The organism is Herpetosiphon geysericola, from assembly GCF_001306135.1.
In the GTDB taxonomy this organism is placed as follows: domain Bacteria; phylum Chloroflexota; class Chloroflexia; order Chloroflexales; family Herpetosiphonaceae; genus Herpetosiphon; species Herpetosiphon geysericola.
In genome coordinates, this window is record NZ_LGKP01000032.1 from 54,576 (window position 1) to 73,190 (window position 18,615).

The 18,615-nt window shown below is 52.2% G+C and carries 19 protein-coding genes; 11 read left to right on the plus strand and 8 right to left on the minus strand.

Going from position 1 to position 18,615, the window contains the following annotated elements:
* Positions 1–34: 34 nt before the first annotated feature.
* A complete protein-coding gene (locus tag SE18_RS20050; RefSeq protein WP_054536254.1) occupies positions 35–586 on the minus strand; it encodes a TlpA disulfide reductase family protein in 552 nt (183 codons plus the stop codon).
* A 2-nt stretch (positions 587–588) separates the two neighbouring features.
* Positions 589–843 (minus strand): glutaredoxin family protein, encoded by a 255-nt coding sequence (locus SE18_RS20055; RefSeq protein ID WP_054536255.1) that lies wholly within the window; start codon positions 841–843, stop codon positions 589–591.
* Between the two features lie 72 nt (positions 844–915).
* Here SE18_RS20055 and SE18_RS20060 point away from each other — a divergent pair, with 72 nt between their 5' ends.
* The 3 genes from SE18_RS20060 (at position 916) to SE18_RS20070 (ending at position 3,436) form a co-directional block, all read left to right on the plus strand.
* Entirely contained in the window at positions 916–1,710 is a 795-nt protein-coding gene (locus SE18_RS20060; RefSeq protein ID WP_054536256.1) for an alpha/beta fold hydrolase, read from the plus strand.
* 63 nt (positions 1,711–1,773) lie between these two features.
* Positions 1,774–2,490: a carbonic anhydrase gene (locus SE18_RS20065; RefSeq protein WP_054536257.1), complete on the plus strand. Its 717-nt coding sequence runs from the start codon at positions 1,774–1,776 to the stop codon at positions 2,488–2,490.
* Between the two features lie 307 nt (positions 2,491–2,797).
* The gene (locus SE18_RS20070) at positions 2,798–3,436 is read left to right on the plus strand and encodes a carbonic anhydrase (protein ID WP_054536258.1); all 639 of its coding nucleotides are present in this window, start codon (positions 2,798–2,800) and stop codon (positions 3,434–3,436) included.
* Positions 3,437–3,438: 2 nt separating this feature from the next.
* On the opposite strand, the gene SE18_RS20075 is transcribed toward SE18_RS20070, so the two are convergent.
* Positions 3,439–4,152 (minus strand): peptidylprolyl isomerase, encoded by a 714-nt coding sequence (locus SE18_RS20075; protein ID WP_330218470.1) that lies wholly within the window; start codon positions 4,150–4,152, stop codon positions 3,439–3,441.
* Positions 4,153–4,459: 307 nt separating this feature from the next.
* Entirely contained in the window at positions 4,460–5,083 is a 624-nt protein-coding gene (locus SE18_RS20080; RefSeq protein WP_054536259.1) for a histidine phosphatase family protein, read from the minus strand.
* 152 nt (positions 5,084–5,235) lie between these two features.
* On the opposite strand from SE18_RS20080, the gene SE18_RS20085 reads away from it, so the two are divergent.
* Together SE18_RS20085 and SE18_RS20090 are read left to right on the plus strand one after the other, a co-directional pair.
* Positions 5,236–6,462: an SH3 domain-containing protein gene (locus tag SE18_RS20085; RefSeq protein ID WP_054536260.1), complete on the plus strand. Its 1,227-nt coding sequence runs from the start codon at positions 5,236–5,238 to the stop codon at positions 6,460–6,462.
* A gap of 100 nt (positions 6,463–6,562) precedes the next feature.
* The gene (locus tag SE18_RS20090) at positions 6,563–7,744 is read left to right on the plus strand and encodes an AAA family ATPase (RefSeq protein ID WP_054536261.1); all 1,182 of its coding nucleotides are present in this window, start codon (positions 6,563–6,565) and stop codon (positions 7,742–7,744) included.
* A gap of 75 nt (positions 7,745–7,819) precedes the next feature.
* Here SE18_RS20090 and rsgA read toward each other — a convergent pair whose 3' ends face one another.
* The 3 genes from rsgA to SE18_RS20105 form a co-directional block, all read right to left on the minus strand.
* On the minus strand, positions 7,820–8,740 hold the full coding sequence (rsgA, locus tag SE18_RS20095) for a ribosome small subunit-dependent GTPase A (RefSeq protein WP_054536262.1): 921 nt from the start codon (positions 8,738–8,740) through the stop codon (positions 7,820–7,822).
* Positions 8,741–9,076 (minus strand): ATP-binding cassette domain-containing protein, encoded by a 336-nt coding sequence (locus SE18_RS20100; RefSeq protein WP_054536263.1) that lies wholly within the window; start codon positions 9,074–9,076, stop codon positions 8,741–8,743.
* A 241-nt stretch (positions 9,077–9,317) separates the two neighbouring features.
* Positions 9,318–9,533, minus strand: a complete 216-nt coding sequence (locus SE18_RS20105; protein ID WP_054536264.1) for a hypothetical protein — start codon at positions 9,531–9,533, stop codon at positions 9,318–9,320.
* A gap of 443 nt (positions 9,534–9,976) precedes the next feature.
* Here SE18_RS20105 and SE18_RS20110 point away from each other — a divergent pair, with 443 nt between their 5' ends.
* From SE18_RS20110 to SE18_RS20130, 5 genes are all read left to right on the plus strand, one after another.
* Positions 9,977–10,480: a GNAT family N-acetyltransferase gene (locus tag SE18_RS20110; RefSeq protein WP_054536265.1), complete on the plus strand. Its 504-nt coding sequence runs from the start codon at positions 9,977–9,979 to the stop codon at positions 10,478–10,480.
* On the plus strand, positions 10,455–11,489 hold the full coding sequence (locus tag SE18_RS20115; RefSeq protein ID WP_054536266.1) for a C40 family peptidase: 1,035 nt from the start codon (positions 10,455–10,457) through the stop codon (positions 11,487–11,489). Before SE18_RS20110 ends, SE18_RS20115 begins: the two co-directional genes overlap by 26 nt.
* Positions 11,490–11,491: 2 nt before the next feature.
* Positions 11,492–12,529 carry a dipeptide epimerase gene (locus SE18_RS20120; RefSeq protein WP_054536267.1) on the plus strand — a complete coding sequence of 346 codons (1,038 nt, stop codon included), beginning with the start codon at positions 11,492–11,494 and terminating at the stop codon, positions 12,527–12,529.
* Positions 12,530–12,667: 138 nt separating this feature from the next.
* Positions 12,668–14,473: an aldehyde ferredoxin oxidoreductase family protein gene (locus SE18_RS20125; protein ID WP_054536268.1), complete on the plus strand. Its 1,806-nt coding sequence runs from the start codon at positions 12,668–12,670 to the stop codon at positions 14,471–14,473.
* 55 nt (positions 14,474–14,528) lie between these two features.
* On the plus strand, positions 14,529–15,470 hold the full coding sequence (locus SE18_RS20130; RefSeq protein WP_054536269.1) for a PrsW family intramembrane metalloprotease: 942 nt from the start codon (positions 14,529–14,531) through the stop codon (positions 15,468–15,470).
* Here the strand turns inward: SE18_RS20130 and SE18_RS20135 are convergent.
* Entirely contained in the window at positions 15,467–16,432 is a 966-nt protein-coding gene (locus SE18_RS20135) for a metallophosphoesterase (protein ID WP_054536270.1), read from the minus strand. The two genes, SE18_RS20130 and SE18_RS20135, sit on opposite strands and share 4 nt — an antisense overlap.
* Positions 16,433–16,671: 239 nt before the next feature.
* Here SE18_RS20135 and SE18_RS20140 point away from each other — a divergent pair, with 239 nt between their 5' ends.
* On the plus strand, positions 16,672–18,501 hold the full coding sequence (locus SE18_RS20140) for a S8 family peptidase (protein WP_083470044.1): 1,830 nt from the start codon (positions 16,672–16,674) through the stop codon (positions 18,499–18,501).
* Positions 18,502–18,615: the final 114 nt, after the last annotated feature.

Here is an 18,615-nt window from a genome sequence, read left to right on the forward strand (position 1 = left end):
CTTACTCCTGCTACTTGGGGGTTGGTTTCAGCGCTTAGGGTTGCCCAAAATCGCTGATCAGCTTATTGGCTTGCGAGCGGCTGATGGCGCCAACATGGATTTTTTGCACCAGCCCATCGCGGTCGATAAAGTAGGTTGTGGGCAGATAATTGACATTAAAGGCTTTGCTAATGCTGCCATCGCGATCAAGTGGCAATACATAGCTTACCCCAACTTCGCTGGCAAAACGCTGCACAACCTCGGCATTTTCATCTTTGTTCACACCAATAAAGACCACATCTTGGCGTTCGCGGGCAATTGCCTCGAAATCGGGCATTTCGGTGCGGCATGGCACACAAGTAGTTTGCCAAAAATTGAGCACCACGACTTTGCCGCGAAAATCGCTGAGCGCGACTTTTTTGCCTGCTTGCTCATAGCTTAGCTCGGGAATTTGCTCGCCAATTTGCACCGTACCTTCGGCCAAACTCAAATTTTGGGCGAGGCTTACGGTTGCGGCTGGCAGGCTTTGTGCTGTGGAGCTGGTTTGACTGGCACATGCAGCCAGCAGGCATACAATCAATCCAAATGAGGCTAAACGGCCTAGCATGGTTAAACTCCTTGATTTGGATTCGGTATAGAGTTGAGTGCATTGCGGATGGTAGTCTCATTAAACGGATAGTACCAAGATTGGGCTGCAATTTGCAGCACAGGTATCTTATACTTATAACGCTCATACACCGTTATATCATCGAGAATATTGATACAGACCAGCTGAGCCTGAAACTCGTGGGCTAGCGCTTCTAGCCACTGCTCGGCTTCGTCGCATAAATGACACCCTGGACGCATATAAAGCTGCCAATCCATAATGACCCTCCTAGCATGCTATTGTACCGCGTCCACGCTCAACGAGTGTATTGTTTTGGAAGGAGCTTGCTCATGCCCCCGATTGACGTTCGTGGCCATAGTTTGATGTACGATGATACTGGTGATGGCGAAGTTGTGCTGTGTATTCATGGCTTCCCGTTCAATCGCTCAATGTGGGATGAAGCCCGCATGGCCTTGGCTAGCCGCTATCGGGTGCTTAGCCCCGACCTGCGCGGCTTTGGCGAATCGAGTGGCAGCGATAGTTGGACGCTCGACGATCAGGCTAACGATTTGATCGAATTGTTGGATCGTTTGGGCATTGATCGCGCTGCGGTACTGGGTTTATCAATGGGTGGCTATATTGCTTTGAATTTGGCGCGGCGCTATCCAGAGCATTTGTGGGCAATGGTGTTAATTGATACCAAAGCCACAGCCGACAACTACGAAGCCAAGCAAAATCGGCTTAAAACTGCTGAGACCGCTCTCCGCGAAGGTGCTGCACCGATTGCCGCCCAAATGCTGCCCAAATTGCTCAGCCCTGCTAATGCAGATGATCAGCGTTTAGTTGAACGGCTGAACAGCATGATGCTCACGACGAATCCCAAAACGATTGCCAACGCCGCCCATGCCATGGCCAGTCGCCCCGACTCAACCCAATATCTTTCGACGATGGCGATGCCAAGTTTAGTAATTGTGGGCAACGACGACCAAATTACCACGCCCCATGATGCGCATGCGATGGTTAATGCCTTGCCAAACTCCAGCTTGGTCACAATTCCCGCTGCTGGGCATATGAGCGTACTGGAGCAACCAGAAATTGCCTATGGGGCAATTCGCGCCTTTTTAGAACAAGCCCACAATGCTTGATTGGCATTGTGCTTATCGCTATAATCAGCAAATTGGATTATCGCTATCGAAGGAGTTGTGCTCATGGATTTGGGCAAACTATCGCGCCGTCAATTTTTAGGCGCCTCTGGCATTGTGACGTTAGGTTTGTTGGCTGGTTGTGGAGCCGAAGAAACACTTCTGCCTGCTGCAACGATTGAGCCAGCTGAATTTAACGCCGATAGCGCATTACAACTGCTCAAAGATGGCAATGCCCGTTTTGTAACCAATCGCACGATTGATCCCAACCAAGACCCAAATCGACGCAGCACGACGGCCAAAGGCCAAAAACCGTTTGCTACAATTGTTGGTTGCGTCGATTCACGGGTTGGCCCAGAAGTAGTGTTCGATCGCGGCATTGGCGACTTGTTGGTGGTGCGTACTGCGGGCCATGTGATTGATGCGGTCGAAATTGGCAGCATTGAGTTTGGCGTCGCCGAGTTGGGTACGCCGCTGGTGCTGGTGTTGGGCCATCAAAAATGTGGTGCAGTCAATGCCACGATCGAATCGATCGAAAGCAACACGCCAGCCCCCGACCAAATTGTTTCGATTGTGGAGCATATTCGGCCAGCCTTCGATGCAGTCACCGCCACTGACAATGAACCTGCTGATTTGCTTGATGCTGTGGTGCGCGAAAATACCAAGTTGACCGTTGCCGCCCTGAAAGCAGCGCCGTTGTTGGTCGAGCTTGAAGCAGCTGGCAAAGTGCGCATTATTGGCGGCTACTATAGCCTCGATAGCGGCATAGTCGAGTTTTTCTAGGAGATAAGATTCCCTGAGCTTTCCAAGTTCATCACAAACTCATTGTTCGCCAGCAATCGAAATTGAGGGGATGCAGGGGGATTAAAGTCCTCTGCGTTTCCCTCCGGCGCAGGGACAGAAGGGTGGCGAAAAAACGCATACAATTAAAATCCCTTTGCCTGCACAACATGCGATGTTGCGCTAAGGGAATGCTGAATTAACATAGTCTTTAGATACACATCTTGGGTAGCGGAACCATAACTGTGTTGGAGCCACTGTTTGCTATGCTGGGAGCAAGGCTGCTTTGCATACAAGGAAGGGTTTTCCTATGGCTCCACCAGTTGTTTTACCAGATCTGCAAACATTAACCGTTGATGCGGCGGCGGCGCTGGCTTTTTTACTTGCTGGTAACGCGCGTTTTGTCGCCAACCATCCTCTCGATCCTCATCACGATAGCCTCTACCGCCAACAATTAACCCAAGCTCAACATCCTTTTGCTATGATCCTCGGCTGCATCGATTCGCGGGTGATTCCTGAATTGTTGTTTGATTGTGGTTTTGGCGATTTGTTGGTGATTCGCACGGCAGGGCATGCAATCGATGAAGTGACGGTTGGCAGCATTGAATTTGGCGCTGATGTGCTGGAAATTCCGTTGCTGGTGGTGCTTGGCCATGAGCATTGTGGGGCGGTCAAAGCAACAATTTCGATGCTTGATCAGCAGCAGACTGCGCCCGATCGGATTGCTGTTTTAGTTGATCATCTGCGGCCTGCGGTTGCTGAAATTGATATTCATGATCCAAATCGATTGGATGCAGCGATTCGGGCAAATGTGCTGCATACGGTGGTGGAGTTGCAGCAGATTCCATTATTGGCCCAACGTGAGCACGCTGGGTTGCTGCGCATTGTGGGAGCCTACTATAGTTTGGTGAGTGGCGCAGTCGAATTACTGACTACGCCACATGGCTAAGCCTATTTTTCTTCGATCGTGACGGTCAAAATTGCATCGCCAGGTGCGCCGCCCATGCCTGGATCGCGGGGCGTAATTTGATCAACCACATCTTGGCCAGCGGTAACTTGGCCGAAGATTGTATAGGCATCGGGGGTCAAATGCAACGCTGGAGCCAAGGTGATGAAAAATTGTGAGCCATTGGTATTTGGGCCAGCGTTTGCCATTGCCAAAACCCCGGGCTTATCGAACAGCAAATTGCTGGTTTTATCTTCGTATTCGTTGACAAATTCATAGCCTGGGCCACCCATACCGGTGCCGGTTGGGTCGCCACCTTGCGCCATAAAGCCAGGAATCACACGGTGGAAGGTTACATTATCGTAAAAACCTTCGCGGGCCAAGAACACAAAGTTATTGACCGTGCGGGGGGCATTTTTGGCGTTGAGTTCAATCACAATATCGCCTTTTTGGGTTTTGAGCGTGGCGATGTATTGCTTATTGACATCAATCGTCATTGCTGGTTCGCTGGCATATTGCTTGGACGAACCTGGATTCGTGTTGCTGCCAGTATCGCTTGGAGCCGTCGTTGGGCGGCCAGTGCTGGCCTCGGTTGGGGCAACTTCGGCAGTTGGTGCGCTGGTTGGGCGCGGCTCAAGCGTTGGCATTGCGGTTGATTCTGCTGAACCACAGGCGGTTAATACAAGCGCTAAAAGCGCAATCGTGGTTGTTCGGCGCATTCGTTTGATACTCCTCACAGGACATAAAAAATTCACCGTGGGATTATAGCACGGGAGTGAGAACAAAGAGCAAAGAACAAAGAGCATAGAGCATAGAGCATAGAGCATAGGGTTGAAACCGCGAAGAGCGCGAAGAGCACGAAGGGCGACGGGCTTTAACGCCGTGGTTCTTGCGCAATGCGTCGGTAAAAACCGATGCTCCCCTCGCCCGCGTTCAGTGGGAGAGGGGCTGGGGGTGAGGGCATGTCCAGCGTTGCCAATCCAATGAACCAATACATCTATGTTCTATGCTCTATGTTCTTTGCTCTCATTCGCCTTTGGCAAACACCCCATCGAGGTGGGCTGCATCGTTGACCCGCAAAACGCGCCATTCATCGCCATGGGCCACAATTTCGACGAATGCGCCGTTATCGAGCCACAAACGGCCAAAATGGCGCAGTGGGGCTTCCAACAGATGGCAAACCAAGGCTCGAATAGCCCCACCATGCGAAACTGCGACCACAGTTTGGCCGCGATGATTGGCTACGAAATGATCGAATGCGTTGGCCATGCGTTGTTGCAACTCTCGATACGATTCGCCATTGAGCCGTTGAGTGCTGTCGGGGTTGAGTTTGATTAATTGCATATGATCGGGAAAGAGATCGTGCAATTCCTCTGGCGTGTGGCCAGCCCAATCACCATCGTTAATCTCGCGTAAATCGCTCAATGCTAGGGGCGCCAGCCCAATGTGTGCGCCAATGATGCTGGCAGTTTCCCAAGCGCGGGCAATATCGCTGGCATAAAGCTGATCAATTGTTAATGTGGCGAGCCGCTGACCAGCACGTAACGCTTGTTCGCGTCCACGCGCATTCAAGGGAATGGGCAAATGGCCTTGATAACGACGTTCAGCATTCCAGGCTGTTTCACCATGACGAACCACGATCAACCGCATAAGACGACCTCGCTTGACACTAATGCTAGGCTATTGTATCAAAGCCAAAACTTGGCTTCGTTGTCAAATCAATCTCTCCTCGCTATAATACGCCCTAAAGCGATAACTTTGCATTTTTTAGTAACCCACACTTCGTGGGGGAGGCGAGCCGAATGTCTCAAGTTGCCTTAACACCACGTTCTCAGCCAACGACTGTTTGGCAGTTACGGCGCAAAAAAGTCCCCGATCAACTTTCGTTGCCTGCTGACTACGTTCCAACTGACTATACCTCCTTGCCAACCCCCGAAGAACCCAAAAAAGGTGGTGGGCTTGGCATGATTTTGGTCGGCCTTGTGCTGCTGCTGGTGCTTGGTGCGGTGGCCTATGGCGTAATCAGCCAAGGTGGTGACGAAGAAATTGTGCCAACCCCCGTGGCCCAAACCGCGCTCGATATTGAGCGGGCCAGCATGATTGTAAGTGATGGCAAGTTAACGGCTCAAATCAACATTAGCACAGATGCCCCTGACAATAGCCAAGTGGGCGCAATCTTATTGGAAGATGGCCGCCCCTTTGAGTTTTTTGATACCGATGCCATGACCACGACTGTGGCTGCTGGCAAAGCGCGGTTAACTATTCCCGAAATCGAAGACCACGAAGATGGCCGCAAATCATCGGAATATACTGTCCAAGTGACGGTTGCCAACGCTGAGGGTGCGGTTTTGGCCACAGCCAACGAACCAATTGAAATCAAGGGTGATGCTCTTGATCGTTTCTTGGGCGATGCAGGGGTGACTCCAGTCGATGTTACTCCAACGGTTGAGTCAACTGAGCCAGTTTCTGGAACCGTCGTGCCAACCCCAGCTGATGGTTCGACGCCAGTAACCCAAGTTACTCCGCCAGTTCAACCAACTGTCGTTGCTGGTGGTGTGCCAGTGCCATTGGATAATGTTGTGATTAGCCGCCCAGGCATTATTTACACCACCCCATATGGCCCAGCCAACCAACGTGGCAACGTGACCGCTGGCGAAATTGCGCGGATTGTCGTGAAAATGCCAGTCAACGGCGAAGTGTGGTACTTGGTAGCGATTAGCCAAAGCGGCCAATCGGGCTGGCTTAATAGCAGCACGATCGATTTGCCTGCTACTGAAGTTAACAAAATTACCCCAGTGAGCGGCGATGCACCATTTGCCGTAACCTTCAATGGTGGTAATGTGCGCTCAGCGCCTGGTGCCGCGGTTGTCACGACGGTCGATGCAGGTGTAAACCTGACTTTGACTGGTCGCAGCAGCGATAGTGCTTGGTTCAAAATCAAGCTTCCCGATGGCACCGAAGGATGGGTCGTTGGTCAGATCTTGACTATCAACCCTGCGGTGCTAAATACCATCCCTGTAGCACCATAAAAAACAGGACTAAGCATCCTTGACTCAGCAAAAACCCGTGGGATACAATAGTCTCACGGGTTTTGCCATGGTTGCCGTATCTGTCTTGGAGGTTAAACGTATGGATGAACAGCAAAAAACACCGATCAGCGGTTCCATGCAACGAGCGGTGCGCGGTGATAAAAACCCACTCGATGCGGTTGAACAAGAATTACGCAGCAGTGTCTTTGGCCAAAATCGGGCGATCGAAAGCTTAATTCGCGCCTTAAATCGCGCCCGCTTTGGGTTTAGCGCTGGCAGCCAGCAACGCCCACGCGCAACCTTGCTTTTTCTGGGGCCAACTGGCGTTGGTAAAAGTGAATGCGCCAAGCGCTTAGCTGCCTTTTTGCATCCGCAAGGCGGTGGCTTCCTCAAGCTCGATTGTTCGCTGTTTAGCCAAGGCCACGAAGTTTCAGCCTTGCTTGGCGCTCCTCCCTCCTACGTCGGACGCGATCAGAAGCCATTGCTCGACCCCGATTTAATCGAGCAAGAAAATGCCGTGATCTTGTTTGACGAAATTGAAAAAGCAACATCCGAGCTGTGGAATTTGTTGTTGCAAATTATGGAAGATGGCGAGATTACCTTGCTCAACGGTGGGCGCAAAGTTTCGTTCCAACGCGCTATTGTTATCATGACCACGAATGTTGGCGCTCAGGAAATGGCAAATTATGTCTCGCAACGCACGATTGGCTTCCGCACTCCCAATCGGGTCGTCGAATCAACCGGCCAACAAATTTACCAAATCGGCTTTGAATCGCTGCAAAAGGTCTTTAGCCCTGAATGGATCAACCGGATCGATGAAATTATCGCTTTCCGTCCATTAAGCAGCGATACCTTGCGCCAAGTGCTCGATCGCATGGTTGCCGAATCGAATGATCAATATCGCCGCCATGGGGTTGAAATTAGCCTCAACGAAGAAGCGCGCGATTATATTTTGCGTCGTGGTTTCGACCCACGCTTTGGGGCGCGCCCATTGCGCTCTCGTTTGATGAAGGATATCGATGCTCCGTTGGCCGATTTGCTGGCTTCGGGCGGGATTCCGAATGGAGCGAAAGTGCAAATCGTGGTCTCTGAAGAAGAAGCCAAAGATGGGAACAACCTTGATTTCTTCTACGAGCCTGATGCTACCTTAGCCGCGTTTGCCGCCGATTATGCAGCCCAACAGCAGCAAGCGCCTCCATCAGTCCGCGAAGTCGCAGGGCCACCATCTCACACTCCAGGCCCTTCGATCGCCCGCTCGACCGAAAATAATAATCGGCGCTAGTGCGAACTGCAAACCAAAGCCCCGCTCCTCCGTTTGGGAAGAGCGGGGCTTTTTGGTTTATCGGCAAGCAATTGCCTAAAAGCGTTGGCTAGCGCTTTGTTCGGCGGTTTGATCACGTAATTTTACATAACTTTGATGGCGCGCTGCGCTGATTTGACCAGCTTCAACCGCTGTCAAGACTGCGCATTCTGGCTCGTGGGTATGGGTGCAATCGCTAAATTCACATTGGTCGATAAACGGGCGGAATTCGCGGAAGCACCATTCGAGTTCATCTGGCTCCATTTGATACAGGCCAAGCTCGCGAATCCCAGGCGTATCGGCCACGAAGCCGCCAGCATGCAAAGGTACCAATTCGCCAGCAACGGTGGTGTGCTGGCCTTTATTAACTGCATCGCTCACATCGCCAGTCCGCAAATTTAAGCCTGGTTGAATGGCGTTGAGCAAACTCGACTTCCCAACCCCAGAAGGGCCAGTAAAAGCCGAAATTTTATTATGAATTGCTTCTTGAACTTGCTCGATGCCTTGGCCGGTGGCGACACTGGTATAAAACATCGGGTAGCCAATTTGTTCGTAGATATTGAAAACCTCTTGTTTGCTCTCGCTGGCTAAATCGCATTTATTGGCGATAATCGCCACATCGAGGTTGTTGGCCTCGGCAATCACCAAAAAGCGATCGATCATGCGCACATGGGGCTCAGGGTGAGCAACAGCAAAGGTAATTAACACAATATCGAGGTTGGCGACAATCACTTGTTCAAAGCGGGCACCTTTGATTGCGGTTCGCGCAAGCTTGCTGCGCCGTGGATAAATCTCTTCGACAGCGCCCTCGCCGGGCATGGTTGGGGTAATGCGCACATAATCACCGAGCGTTGCGAGGTCGCTATATTGTTTGGTTTTTTTGAGCCGCCCGCGCAGGGTGCAGCGCAAGGTTTCGCCAGTTTCGTCGAGTTTTACCCAGAAAAAGCCACTTTGGGCCCGCATGATTGTTCCGTTCATTCACGCTCCTTCAATGCTTTGTTCAGTTGTGTGATCATGGTTTTGCTCCATAGAATTACTATCTTTGTCTATAAAATCTTCGTCGGCCACCGGGCGGCCTGTGAGCGGCATAAAAACGGCGTCCATTAAGGTTTCTAAGGCGCTCAGATGCTTAAAAATCGTAGCCTCGATGCTGAACCAATAAGCATTTGACTGCTTTCTCGTCGTTGCGCAGAGCAAGGCCAAAACCGGAATCTGGCCAGAATCGGCAATTAGTAAAGTTGTGATCAAGCGAATCAAGCTTGATTTGCTTGAACCATTGGCCCCGAGCAAGCCAAAAATTTTGCCTTCGGCCACATCGAGGCTCCCTTAATCAAGCGCAACGCCCGAGTGTATGGTTGGAATGTGGGCGACGAGTGAGCCAATCTTTGACTTCACTCGTGCCACATTGTTAAGCGCTATGGCACCCCTAAAGCGGGTGCTTGATTGTTGTACTCCATCCAATGCTTGCACGAACCGGTCAACTGCTAGGGATGCTAGCAATTCCATGATATGCGATAGATGGAATCGATCAACACTCGCTCTTCGTTGAGGAGAATTATCGACGTTTGCTGGCGTGGTCGTCGCTGACATGTAACTCCAAGCGCCGGAAGCCAAGTTGATCGAAGGCCAAGTCGACCAAACGGCCAATGCGGCTAGTTTGATCTTGATCTGGCTCGTGGGGCAACTCAGCATACGCCCGTTTCATGGCGTTTGGTTTGGGCTTGGGCTTTTCTACACACAGGACGGTTCCATCGCGGTCGAGCATTAACACTAGGAGCCTCCTAAACAAACGTAATAGACCATGAGTATCTTGCTTGAAAGAATGCTCACGGCCCATCATAGAAAGGCAGGTCCACAGCCGCAGAAAACAAGAGCCGTGAGCGTTGTTAGAATCACGCCCACGGCCCTCGGTGCTTATTAGCGTATCGCTTTAGGAGAGAAGCACGAGGTAGATGGGCGCATGGGTGCCTGCATCACTTGCAGTGCGCACTGGATTGTTGATCAAGTTGATCATCATGCAGCCTCCATCTAAGAAAATAGCAGAATTGATTTCGAACAGGCCTAGAATAGCATAGCGGCTTGCAGGCCGTCAAGTAGCGATCTCTCAGTCTTTAGGCGGATTATCAAACTAGGACTCTTGGGGGAGCTAGCAATCGTTCGGATTGCCCAAAAATATGGTAGCATAGCCTTATTCGCGATCTCAAAGGATACCCCATGGATGACTGGCAAACCTTACACTCGGCAACTCGGCTTGGCGTGCTTGATGCCCCGTACCCGTTACGCTATTTAAGCACCGACGATGGGGTCGATTTGGGTCGCTTGGTGCATGCCGCTGGCCTGCCGCTGCCCAACGAGCCTACGCCAACCCTCTCGGCTTGCATCGATTGGGCCTTTGCTGCCTTACAAGGTGACTATGGCCGCTTACTCGATGCTTGCTCATTTGTAATCGAAACTCGCAGCGGTTTGCTGGGCGCGATTGTGGTGGTCAAACAGGCCAATACGGTCGAAATTTTGCAGCTGGCGGTTGATCAGGCGTTTCAACAGCAACACTTTGAGCGAGCCTTGCTCAGTGCAGCCCTCAACGGCCTGGCCCAAGCGCGCTATCCACAGGTTCAAGTCCGCGTACTCGCCAATAGTTCACAGGCCCACTTTTTTACCAATCACGGTTTCATGCTAGCAGAGGACGTGAACGATGCATCCACTTCAAACCACGATTGATCAGTATGCAGCCCAATTTGATCGTCGGCGGATGACGATTTTAGCTGCCCACGTCGAAGAAGACAATGGCACGGTGCTCCGTGGTCGGGTGTTGGATCGGAGCCAGCATGATGCGCTTATGGCCTTGTTGCCGAATGTGCGCGATGAGTTGATTGTGCTGCGCGAGCAGCCAGAACATGGCTTTGCAACGGTTGGGTTTGGGGTTTTGGATGTGCGCTGGCAGGCCACCCGCGATTCTGAATTGGTCACCGAGGCCAGTTTTGGCGAAGGCTTAGAGGTGCTCGCTCATGATCAACAATGGTTAAACGTTATCACGAGCGATGGTTATCTTGGTTGGGTGCATCGCAACGGCGTTGTGCTCCACGAGCAGCCTAGTGATTATCGCAACGCTGCTACCCACGTCATCACGAGCCGCTGGTTGCCATTGTTTGGCCTAGAAGGCGAGCAAATCGGCTTGTTGCCATGGGGCATTCGGCTTAAAATCGATGAATTTCGCGATGGCAAAGCTTTTATAAGCACCCCTGCTGATGTGCCTGGCTGGCTTGAAGCCGATTCATTAACGCCTGTCGATGATTTGGCTGTTGATCACGCTGGAATCGAGGATATGTTGCGGGCGGTTCGCCAATTAATCGGCGTGCCCTATCTTTGGGGTGGCACTACCAGCTTTGGCTTCGATTGCTCTGGCTTGGCGCAGGCGGCCTATCGTTGGTTGGGCGTGCAATTGCCCCGCGACGCCGATCAGCAATCGCAAATTGGTCATGTGATCAGCCGTGAAGAGGTTGCTGCTGGCGATTTGCTGTTTTGGGGCGTGCTGCGCAACATCGAAGATTATCGCCACGAGCGGATTAACCATGTCTCGATTGCGCTTGACAACGAGTGGATGATCCATGCTAATCAGCGTAATTGGAGTATCTCGCTTGATCGCATTGATGAAGTCCATCAGCAAGTGTATCAGGCCCAAGGTAACCCTGGTTTGGTGGTTATTCGACGGATTCGCGAGGAGCAATAGCCATGGAATGGGCGCTTTATCCGGTTGAACTTCGGCTACGTAATACCTTTCGGATTGCCCACGGGGCCAGCACAACGCGCCATAATGTGCTGTTGAATTTAGATGATGGCTGGGGTGAGGCCGCTGCTGTAGCGTATCACGGCGAAACTGCGGCCAAAATTCAGGCGTGGCTCGAACGCTATCGGGCCACAATCACCAGCAGCTATGATCCAGCGGCAATTAGCTGGCTTTTGGGCAAGCTGGATTTTGAAAGTCGGGCTGCGCGTGCTGCCGTCGATTTGGCCTTGCATGATCGTTTGGGCCAGCAACTTGGCGTGCCCTTGCGCCACCTCTTGGGCTTGAATGGCTTGGAATTGCCCCAAACCTCAGTGACCTTGCCAATTGAAGAAGCTGAAGCCTTGCGCCAACAAGCCTTGGCCGTCGCCCATTATCCCATTCTCAAGGTAAAATTGGGCGGGCCTGCCGATTTGGCCAGCGTGGCGATTATTCGCGAAGCTGCGCCCAACAGCCGCATTCGAGTTGATGCCAATGCTGGTTGGAGCCGCGAAACCGCTGCTGAATTGATTCCAGCTTTAGCCGAGTTAGGCGTTGAGTTAATTGAGCAACCTTTCGCGGTTGATGATTTTGCTGGTTATGCGCAGCTCAAAGCTGCCAAGTATGGCGTGCCAATTTTTGCTGATGAGCCAATTAAAAGTGCTGCTGATGTAGCGCGCTGGGCCAGCTTGGTTGATGGTGTGAATCTTAAATTGATGAAAACTGGGGGCATTGTTGGCGCCCAAGCAGCGATTGCTACCGCTCGCGCCCATGGCTTGCAGCTGATGCTTGGCTGTATGATTGAAACCAGCATCGGCGTTTCGGCAGCTTGGGCCTTGGCTGGTTTGGCCGATTTCGTTGACCTTGATGGGCCGTTATTGATTGCCAATGATCTGGCAACAGGGCTTAGCTTTGAAACTGCCAGCATTCAACCAGCTTCAGCGCCAGGCTTAGGCGTACAGATCGATTGGCCAGCGCTCAACGCTGCGCTGCTTGAAACACGCTAGCATACAGCCTACATCGCCTAGAGAAGCGCTTTTAGGCTCGTACAGCTGGCGAGTTGGCAATAGTACAAGGTATGCGTTGCTAGACTTGTGTACCTACTGTACAATACGCATCGTAGTAGCTTCGGAAGGAGACCACGCATGGCGTTTATCGGGCGTGCGTTACGCATTAACCTCGACACAGCCAGTACTTCCACGTTTGACATCCCATCGCCAATACGCGAGCTATATTTGGGTGGACGTGGGCTGACAGCGGGCTTGATGTATCATTTTGTTCCCCCCGATACAGCAGTTCGCTCTCCTGATAATCCTTTGTTACTGGCTCCTGGGGTGTTGGCTGGCACTCCGGCCTACGCTACTGGCGGCTTTGTTGCGACCACTCGTTCGCCTCTCACTGGCAATTTGATTCATAGTTGGGCGGTTGGCGATTGGGGCGCGGCGCTCAAACGGGCTGGCTTCGATGCAATTTGGGTTGTTGGTCAAGCAACTGCTTGGCTCTACGCTGTGATTGATAATGGCCAAGCAGAGCTTTACCCCGCTAATCACCTCAATGGCCTTGATACCCAGCAAATTAACGATGCCCTGATGGCCGAGCATGGCGCTGATGCGCGAGTTTTGACCCTTGGCCAAGCTGGCGAAAAGATGTTGCCCTATGCAGCTTTGGTGGCCGAAGGTCGCTACATGGCCGAGCCAGCTGGCACCGGCATGGTGATGGCCCTAAAACGGCTCAAGGCGATTGTGGTGCGTGGCACGCGCATGGTCAAGCCTGCTGATACCGCTACTTTCCTCTCAGCGTTTAAGCCAATTACCGAGCGGATTGGCCGCGATCCACTGGCAGCAGCAATTCGTGATTATGGTTCGAGCTACTACATTGATTTAGCTGCCCATCATGGGGCGATTACTGGGCGCAACGGCCAAGACCCAGAGCCAAGTGTCATGCCAACCACTGGCGATTATGCTGGCGAGATTTATGATCGTGGCTGCCCGCGTTGCCCGCTGCCGTGTTACCACGATTTTGCCACAACCAACCAACCACGGCCTGAGCTTGAAGCAATTGCTAGCTTTGGCGCACGCTGTGGCTTGCAAACTCCCGCCGCAATTATTGAAGCCAACCAACGCTGTTTGCGCTATGGGCTTGATCCAAATGCAACCGCCAATGCGATTGGCTTTTTGATGGAATGTCGTCAGCGCGAATTGACCCGCCAATACGATTTGCAATGGGGCGATGAGGAAGCGATTTTGGCGGCGATTGATGCGATTGCCACCAAGCAAGGCATCGGGGGCTTGCTCTCGTTGGGCGTGTATGAGATGAGCCAAGTCTTTTATGGCAGTGAGCAATTTGCCCCGCTGGCCAATAATTTGCCGCTTAGCCCGCTCGACCCCCGCGCGGCCCAAGGCTGGGCCTTGCATTTAGCGACCAGCCCAATTGGTGGCGATGCGCGTGGCGCGATGCCTTGGTACGAGTGGCTTGATACGATTCCCCAATGGCTCAAGGGCAGCGACGACCATCAACCAAGCGTGGTTAATGGCAAACCTGAACGCCTGATTTGGCACGAACGCTTTGTGGCTGGCCTCGATAGCGCCGGAGTTTGTCGGCGTTTGGCCAGCTTAGCCTACCAAATGACCCCCAAAGAACTAGCGACGATTCTGAGCGCCGATATTGGCAAGCAGGTTTCTGCAACCGATTTGGCCAAAGTTGGCGAGCGCATTATCACCGTCGAGCGGCTGCTGGCCTTGCAATGGGGCCATCACGATGAACTTAGCACACGCTGGCAAGAGCAAGCATTACCCAGCGGAATTGCTGCCAATCAAATTCCCACTCTTGACACACTGCTAACGAAATATTATGCTCTGCATGGATGGGACAGTGATGGGATTCCCACAAATGCCCGTCTCGCTGAGCTAAGTATTCCCGAACCCGATTCCCGACCATGGGTGACGGAATAGGTCATACCGTATTGATGACCAAGCGCAGTGCCGCAATCAATCAACGAGAAAATCAATGTGGCTTGCAATTATTCTGACGGTATTGCCAACGCTGCTGTACGTGACCTTTTTATGGTGGCTTGATCGCTATGAAAAGGAGCCATGGCCGCTGCTGTTAGCAGTGTTTGTCTGGGGTGCGGTGCCTGCCGTGGCCCTCGCACTGTTGGCTGAATTGCCCAATACTGCTTCGACCTTGGGCTTTGACCGTGGCAGCCAACCAGTTTGGTATGCACCCTTGGTCGAAGAACCACTCAAAGCCTTGGCCTTGTTTGGCATCTATATGTTCTTTCGCTATGAGTTCGATGGCGTGCTTGATGGCATTATTTATGGCGCATTAATTGGCTTTGGTTTTGCCATGACCGAAAATGCGATTTATTTTGCCAGCCGTGGCGGCTCGATTACCTCGTTGCTGTGGCTGCGCGTAGTGCTTTTTGGCTTTAATCATGCCTTCTATACCAGTATTATTGGCGTGGCCTTGGGCATGATTCGCTACGAACGGCGGCGTTGGGTGGTGATTGTAATGCAGCCGCTGAGCCTGGTTTTGGCAGTAGTATTTCACGCCCTGCACAACATGACGATTAGCTATCGCTTCCCTGGGGTCTTGATTGCCTGGTTGATTAGCAGTGGTGGCGTGCTGATTGTGGTCTTGGTCGCGGTGATTGCTTGGCGCAAAGAACGCTATTGGATCGATTTGGAGCTGATCGAGGAAATTCATTGTGGGTTTATCGATCAAGCAACCTATCAAACGGTGCGTTCAAGCAGGCGACGGGTGCAAAGCCAATGGCATGCCTTGTTTCGTGGCGGCTGGCGAGCACTGCAAATCGTGCGTACTCGCCATCACTTATTGACCGAATTGGCGTTTTTGAAGTATCAATTGCGGATTGGCGATGTGCATTGCCGTCCCGCCGATTTATACCCTTTGCGCCGCCGTATTTTAGAGGTTCAAGAAGATTATTAGGCGCTAAATAAGCTTAATAAGCCAACCTCAGGTGTTGCGCCAAAGCGAATTGGCAAGCCTGCCAACCCTCGACTGACATACAGCCCACACTGGTCGATCAGAAAGCGACCGTGTGGGTATTTTTCGCCCCAACGTGGCACGACCAGCGGCCCCAACCACGGTGCATTGATATGCCCAGCGTGCGCATGCCCTGAAAGTTGCAAGGCAACCTTGTGTTGGGCGGCAGTGTCGGCAAAATCAGGGCCATGGGCTAGCAAAATAATCGGGGCCGCAGGTGCATTGTGCAATGCCAGCTCCAAATCTGCGTCAGCTTGCCATGGGTCAGTTACGCCAGCAATCACAATTGCTTGCTCTCGCCAATGCACCACCCGATGTTGATTGAGCAAAACATCGACACCAACCTTGCTGAGCGTGCGCGCAATCAGCTGCGGATCATCCCAGTAATCGTGGTTGCCGAGGCAAGCATAAACCCCTAATGGCGCGTTGATGCCAGTCAGCATGTGCTCCAATGTGCCAACGTCGCTTGGCCGATTCACAAAATCGCCAGTTAATACAATAATATCTGGCTGCCATTGCTTGATCGTTGCTAAGGCTTGGCGCAGCACGTGCTGACTGTAATTCGGCCCGAGGTGCAAATCGCTGAGTTGGGCAATTTTGAAGCCATTTAGGTTGCTTGGCCAATGCGGCAAGCGCAAGCTATGGCGTTCCACGGCCAAGCGCCAAATGTTGGTCACGCCTAGGCCTGCTGCGGTTGCACCTGTGGCAAATAAACCACCGAGCATTGGCTTGGCCCAGCGTGGCGGTTGGCTGGTGAGCAAGGTGCTGGCGCTGCCCAAACCAAGCAGCGCTAGCAGCCCACCAAGATATTGCCAGCGGCGGGAATAAACCAGATGCGACACATTGGCACTATCTTTGCTGCCGCGTGGCACGGCTTCTAATGCGCTAAAACGATCATCAATCATCAATTATTTTTCCTTGTATGTGCGTGGGTTACGATGAATTTGATTGAACACGCTGCTGCATGTATATCACAGCGAGCTTAATCTGCGATGAAAGCTACTACACAGCTTGGCGATCTCACCCTAGCGGTAGGACTAACCTAGGACTAATGGCCATGCATTAATCCAGTTAGTGGCATAACCTATGATATACCAAGCGTAACCGCTCGAAACACCACATTCATGCCAAATTTGGAGGCGCTATGGATAGAGAACATCGTAGAGGATTACTGCAAGGTCAGCTCGTGCTAGCCATGATCCTCGTTATCAGTTTGCTGGGAATCGCCCAGCCTGCGCCAGCGACCCAACAAGTGTTAGTGCAGGGTGGCTCGCTCAGCCAACAAACCAGCGCAATTCAGGCAGTTGGTGGCACAATCCAACGCCAATTCAGCCGTTTCGAAACCAGTGTAGCTCATGTATCCACCACCCAAATTGAACAACTTAAAGCCCAAGGCTTGCGAGTTTTTGCCGATCAAACAGTCGAGGCCTCGGCCCAAACAACAAGTGCCCCAGCAACTACTGTGATGGCTGGCCCTGGACCAAAAGGCAAAACCTCGCCCGCGTTGCAATATCCATCGATTGTAACCGGTGCTGATGCATTGCAACGGCGTGGGATCGATGGCCGTGGCGTAACGGTCGCAGTAATCGATTCAGGCTTGCCTGCAATCGAACGGCCTGAGCGCTGGCAACGGATCAATAATACGACCGCCCGCTACAGCCAAGGCAGCCGTTTCTTAGTTTATAAAGATATGTTGGCAAGTAGCCAAATTACCAATAGCAGCGACCCATACGGCCATGGAACTCACGTTTTTGCAACATTGGCCGATAATCGCGCTTTGCCACCAGAGTATGGTACTGCCAAGGTTGGTATTGCTCCAGGCGCGAATTATGTGGTTGTCCGCGCTTTAGATTCGCAAGGTAAAGCATCGTATAGCACGATTATTGCAGCGATTGATTGGGTGATTGAAAACGCCGATGTCTACAACATTCGCGTATTAAATCTCTCGTTGCAAGCAGAAGTTGTTTCGCCCTACTGGTACGACCCCATGAACCAAGCAGTGATGCATGCTTGGAACGAAGGGATTACGGTAGTTGCAGCAGCAGGCAACACCGGTTCAAATCCGGCTACGATTATGGCGCCTGCCAACGTGCCATATATCGTTAGCGTTGGCGCAATTCGGCCAGCAGTCTATAACGACAACGGCAGCGATACCATTGCAGCCTATTCATCAGCTGGGCCAACCGAAAGTCGCTTTGTTAAACCAGATGTGGTGATTGCAGGCTCACGGGTGATTGCACCATTGCCAGCTGATAGTTTGCTTGCTAATTCCAGCGCTGCTGGCTTGGTGAGCGAACGTGCCCAACTCCAATGGGCCGACCTTAAAACCTCGCAACAACTCAATTATTATGCTTTGAGTGGCACATCAATGGCCGCCGCTGAGGTCAGTGGAATTGTGGCGCTGTTGATCCAAGATGAACCAACGCTTAGTAACAACCAAATTAAAGCTCGTTTGACGGGCACTGCGCAAGTTGCGACCTTAGATAATGGTCAAGCAGCCTACAGCATGTGGCAACAAGGTGCAGGTAAGGTTATTCCAACCGCCGTGGTCGATGGCAGTAATACTGGCAGCGCCAATGCAGGCATGGATCTTACGACCGACTTGATTGTCAGCAGTAATCCTGACGATACCAGCAACCACTATCAAGGGACGACTGAATACGATTCAACCAGCAATACATTTAGCGATAGCACAACGGCCTATAGCTCAACGCTTGCCACGAGTTATAGCACGTGGGCAGGCAGCTACAGCACCTGGGCTGGCAGTTATCTCACCTGGGCTGGGAGTTACAGCACCTGGGCTGGGAGTTACAGCACCTGGGCTGGCAGCTACAACACCTGGGCTGGGAGTTACAGCACCTGGGCTGGGAGTTACAGTACCTGGGCTGGCAGCTACAGCACCTGGGCTGGCAATAACGCCGATGCAGGCAGTCTCAACAGCAATATCAATGCAGGGAGTCTCGTTAGCGACTAAATTTCAACCATTTCGAGCGGGAAGCGTGGGAGTAGCAATACTTCCACGTTTTGGCATAGCGCAATAAGCAGCGCTGGTTTGGAATTCCAAACCAGCGCTGCTTTCGATTACTGA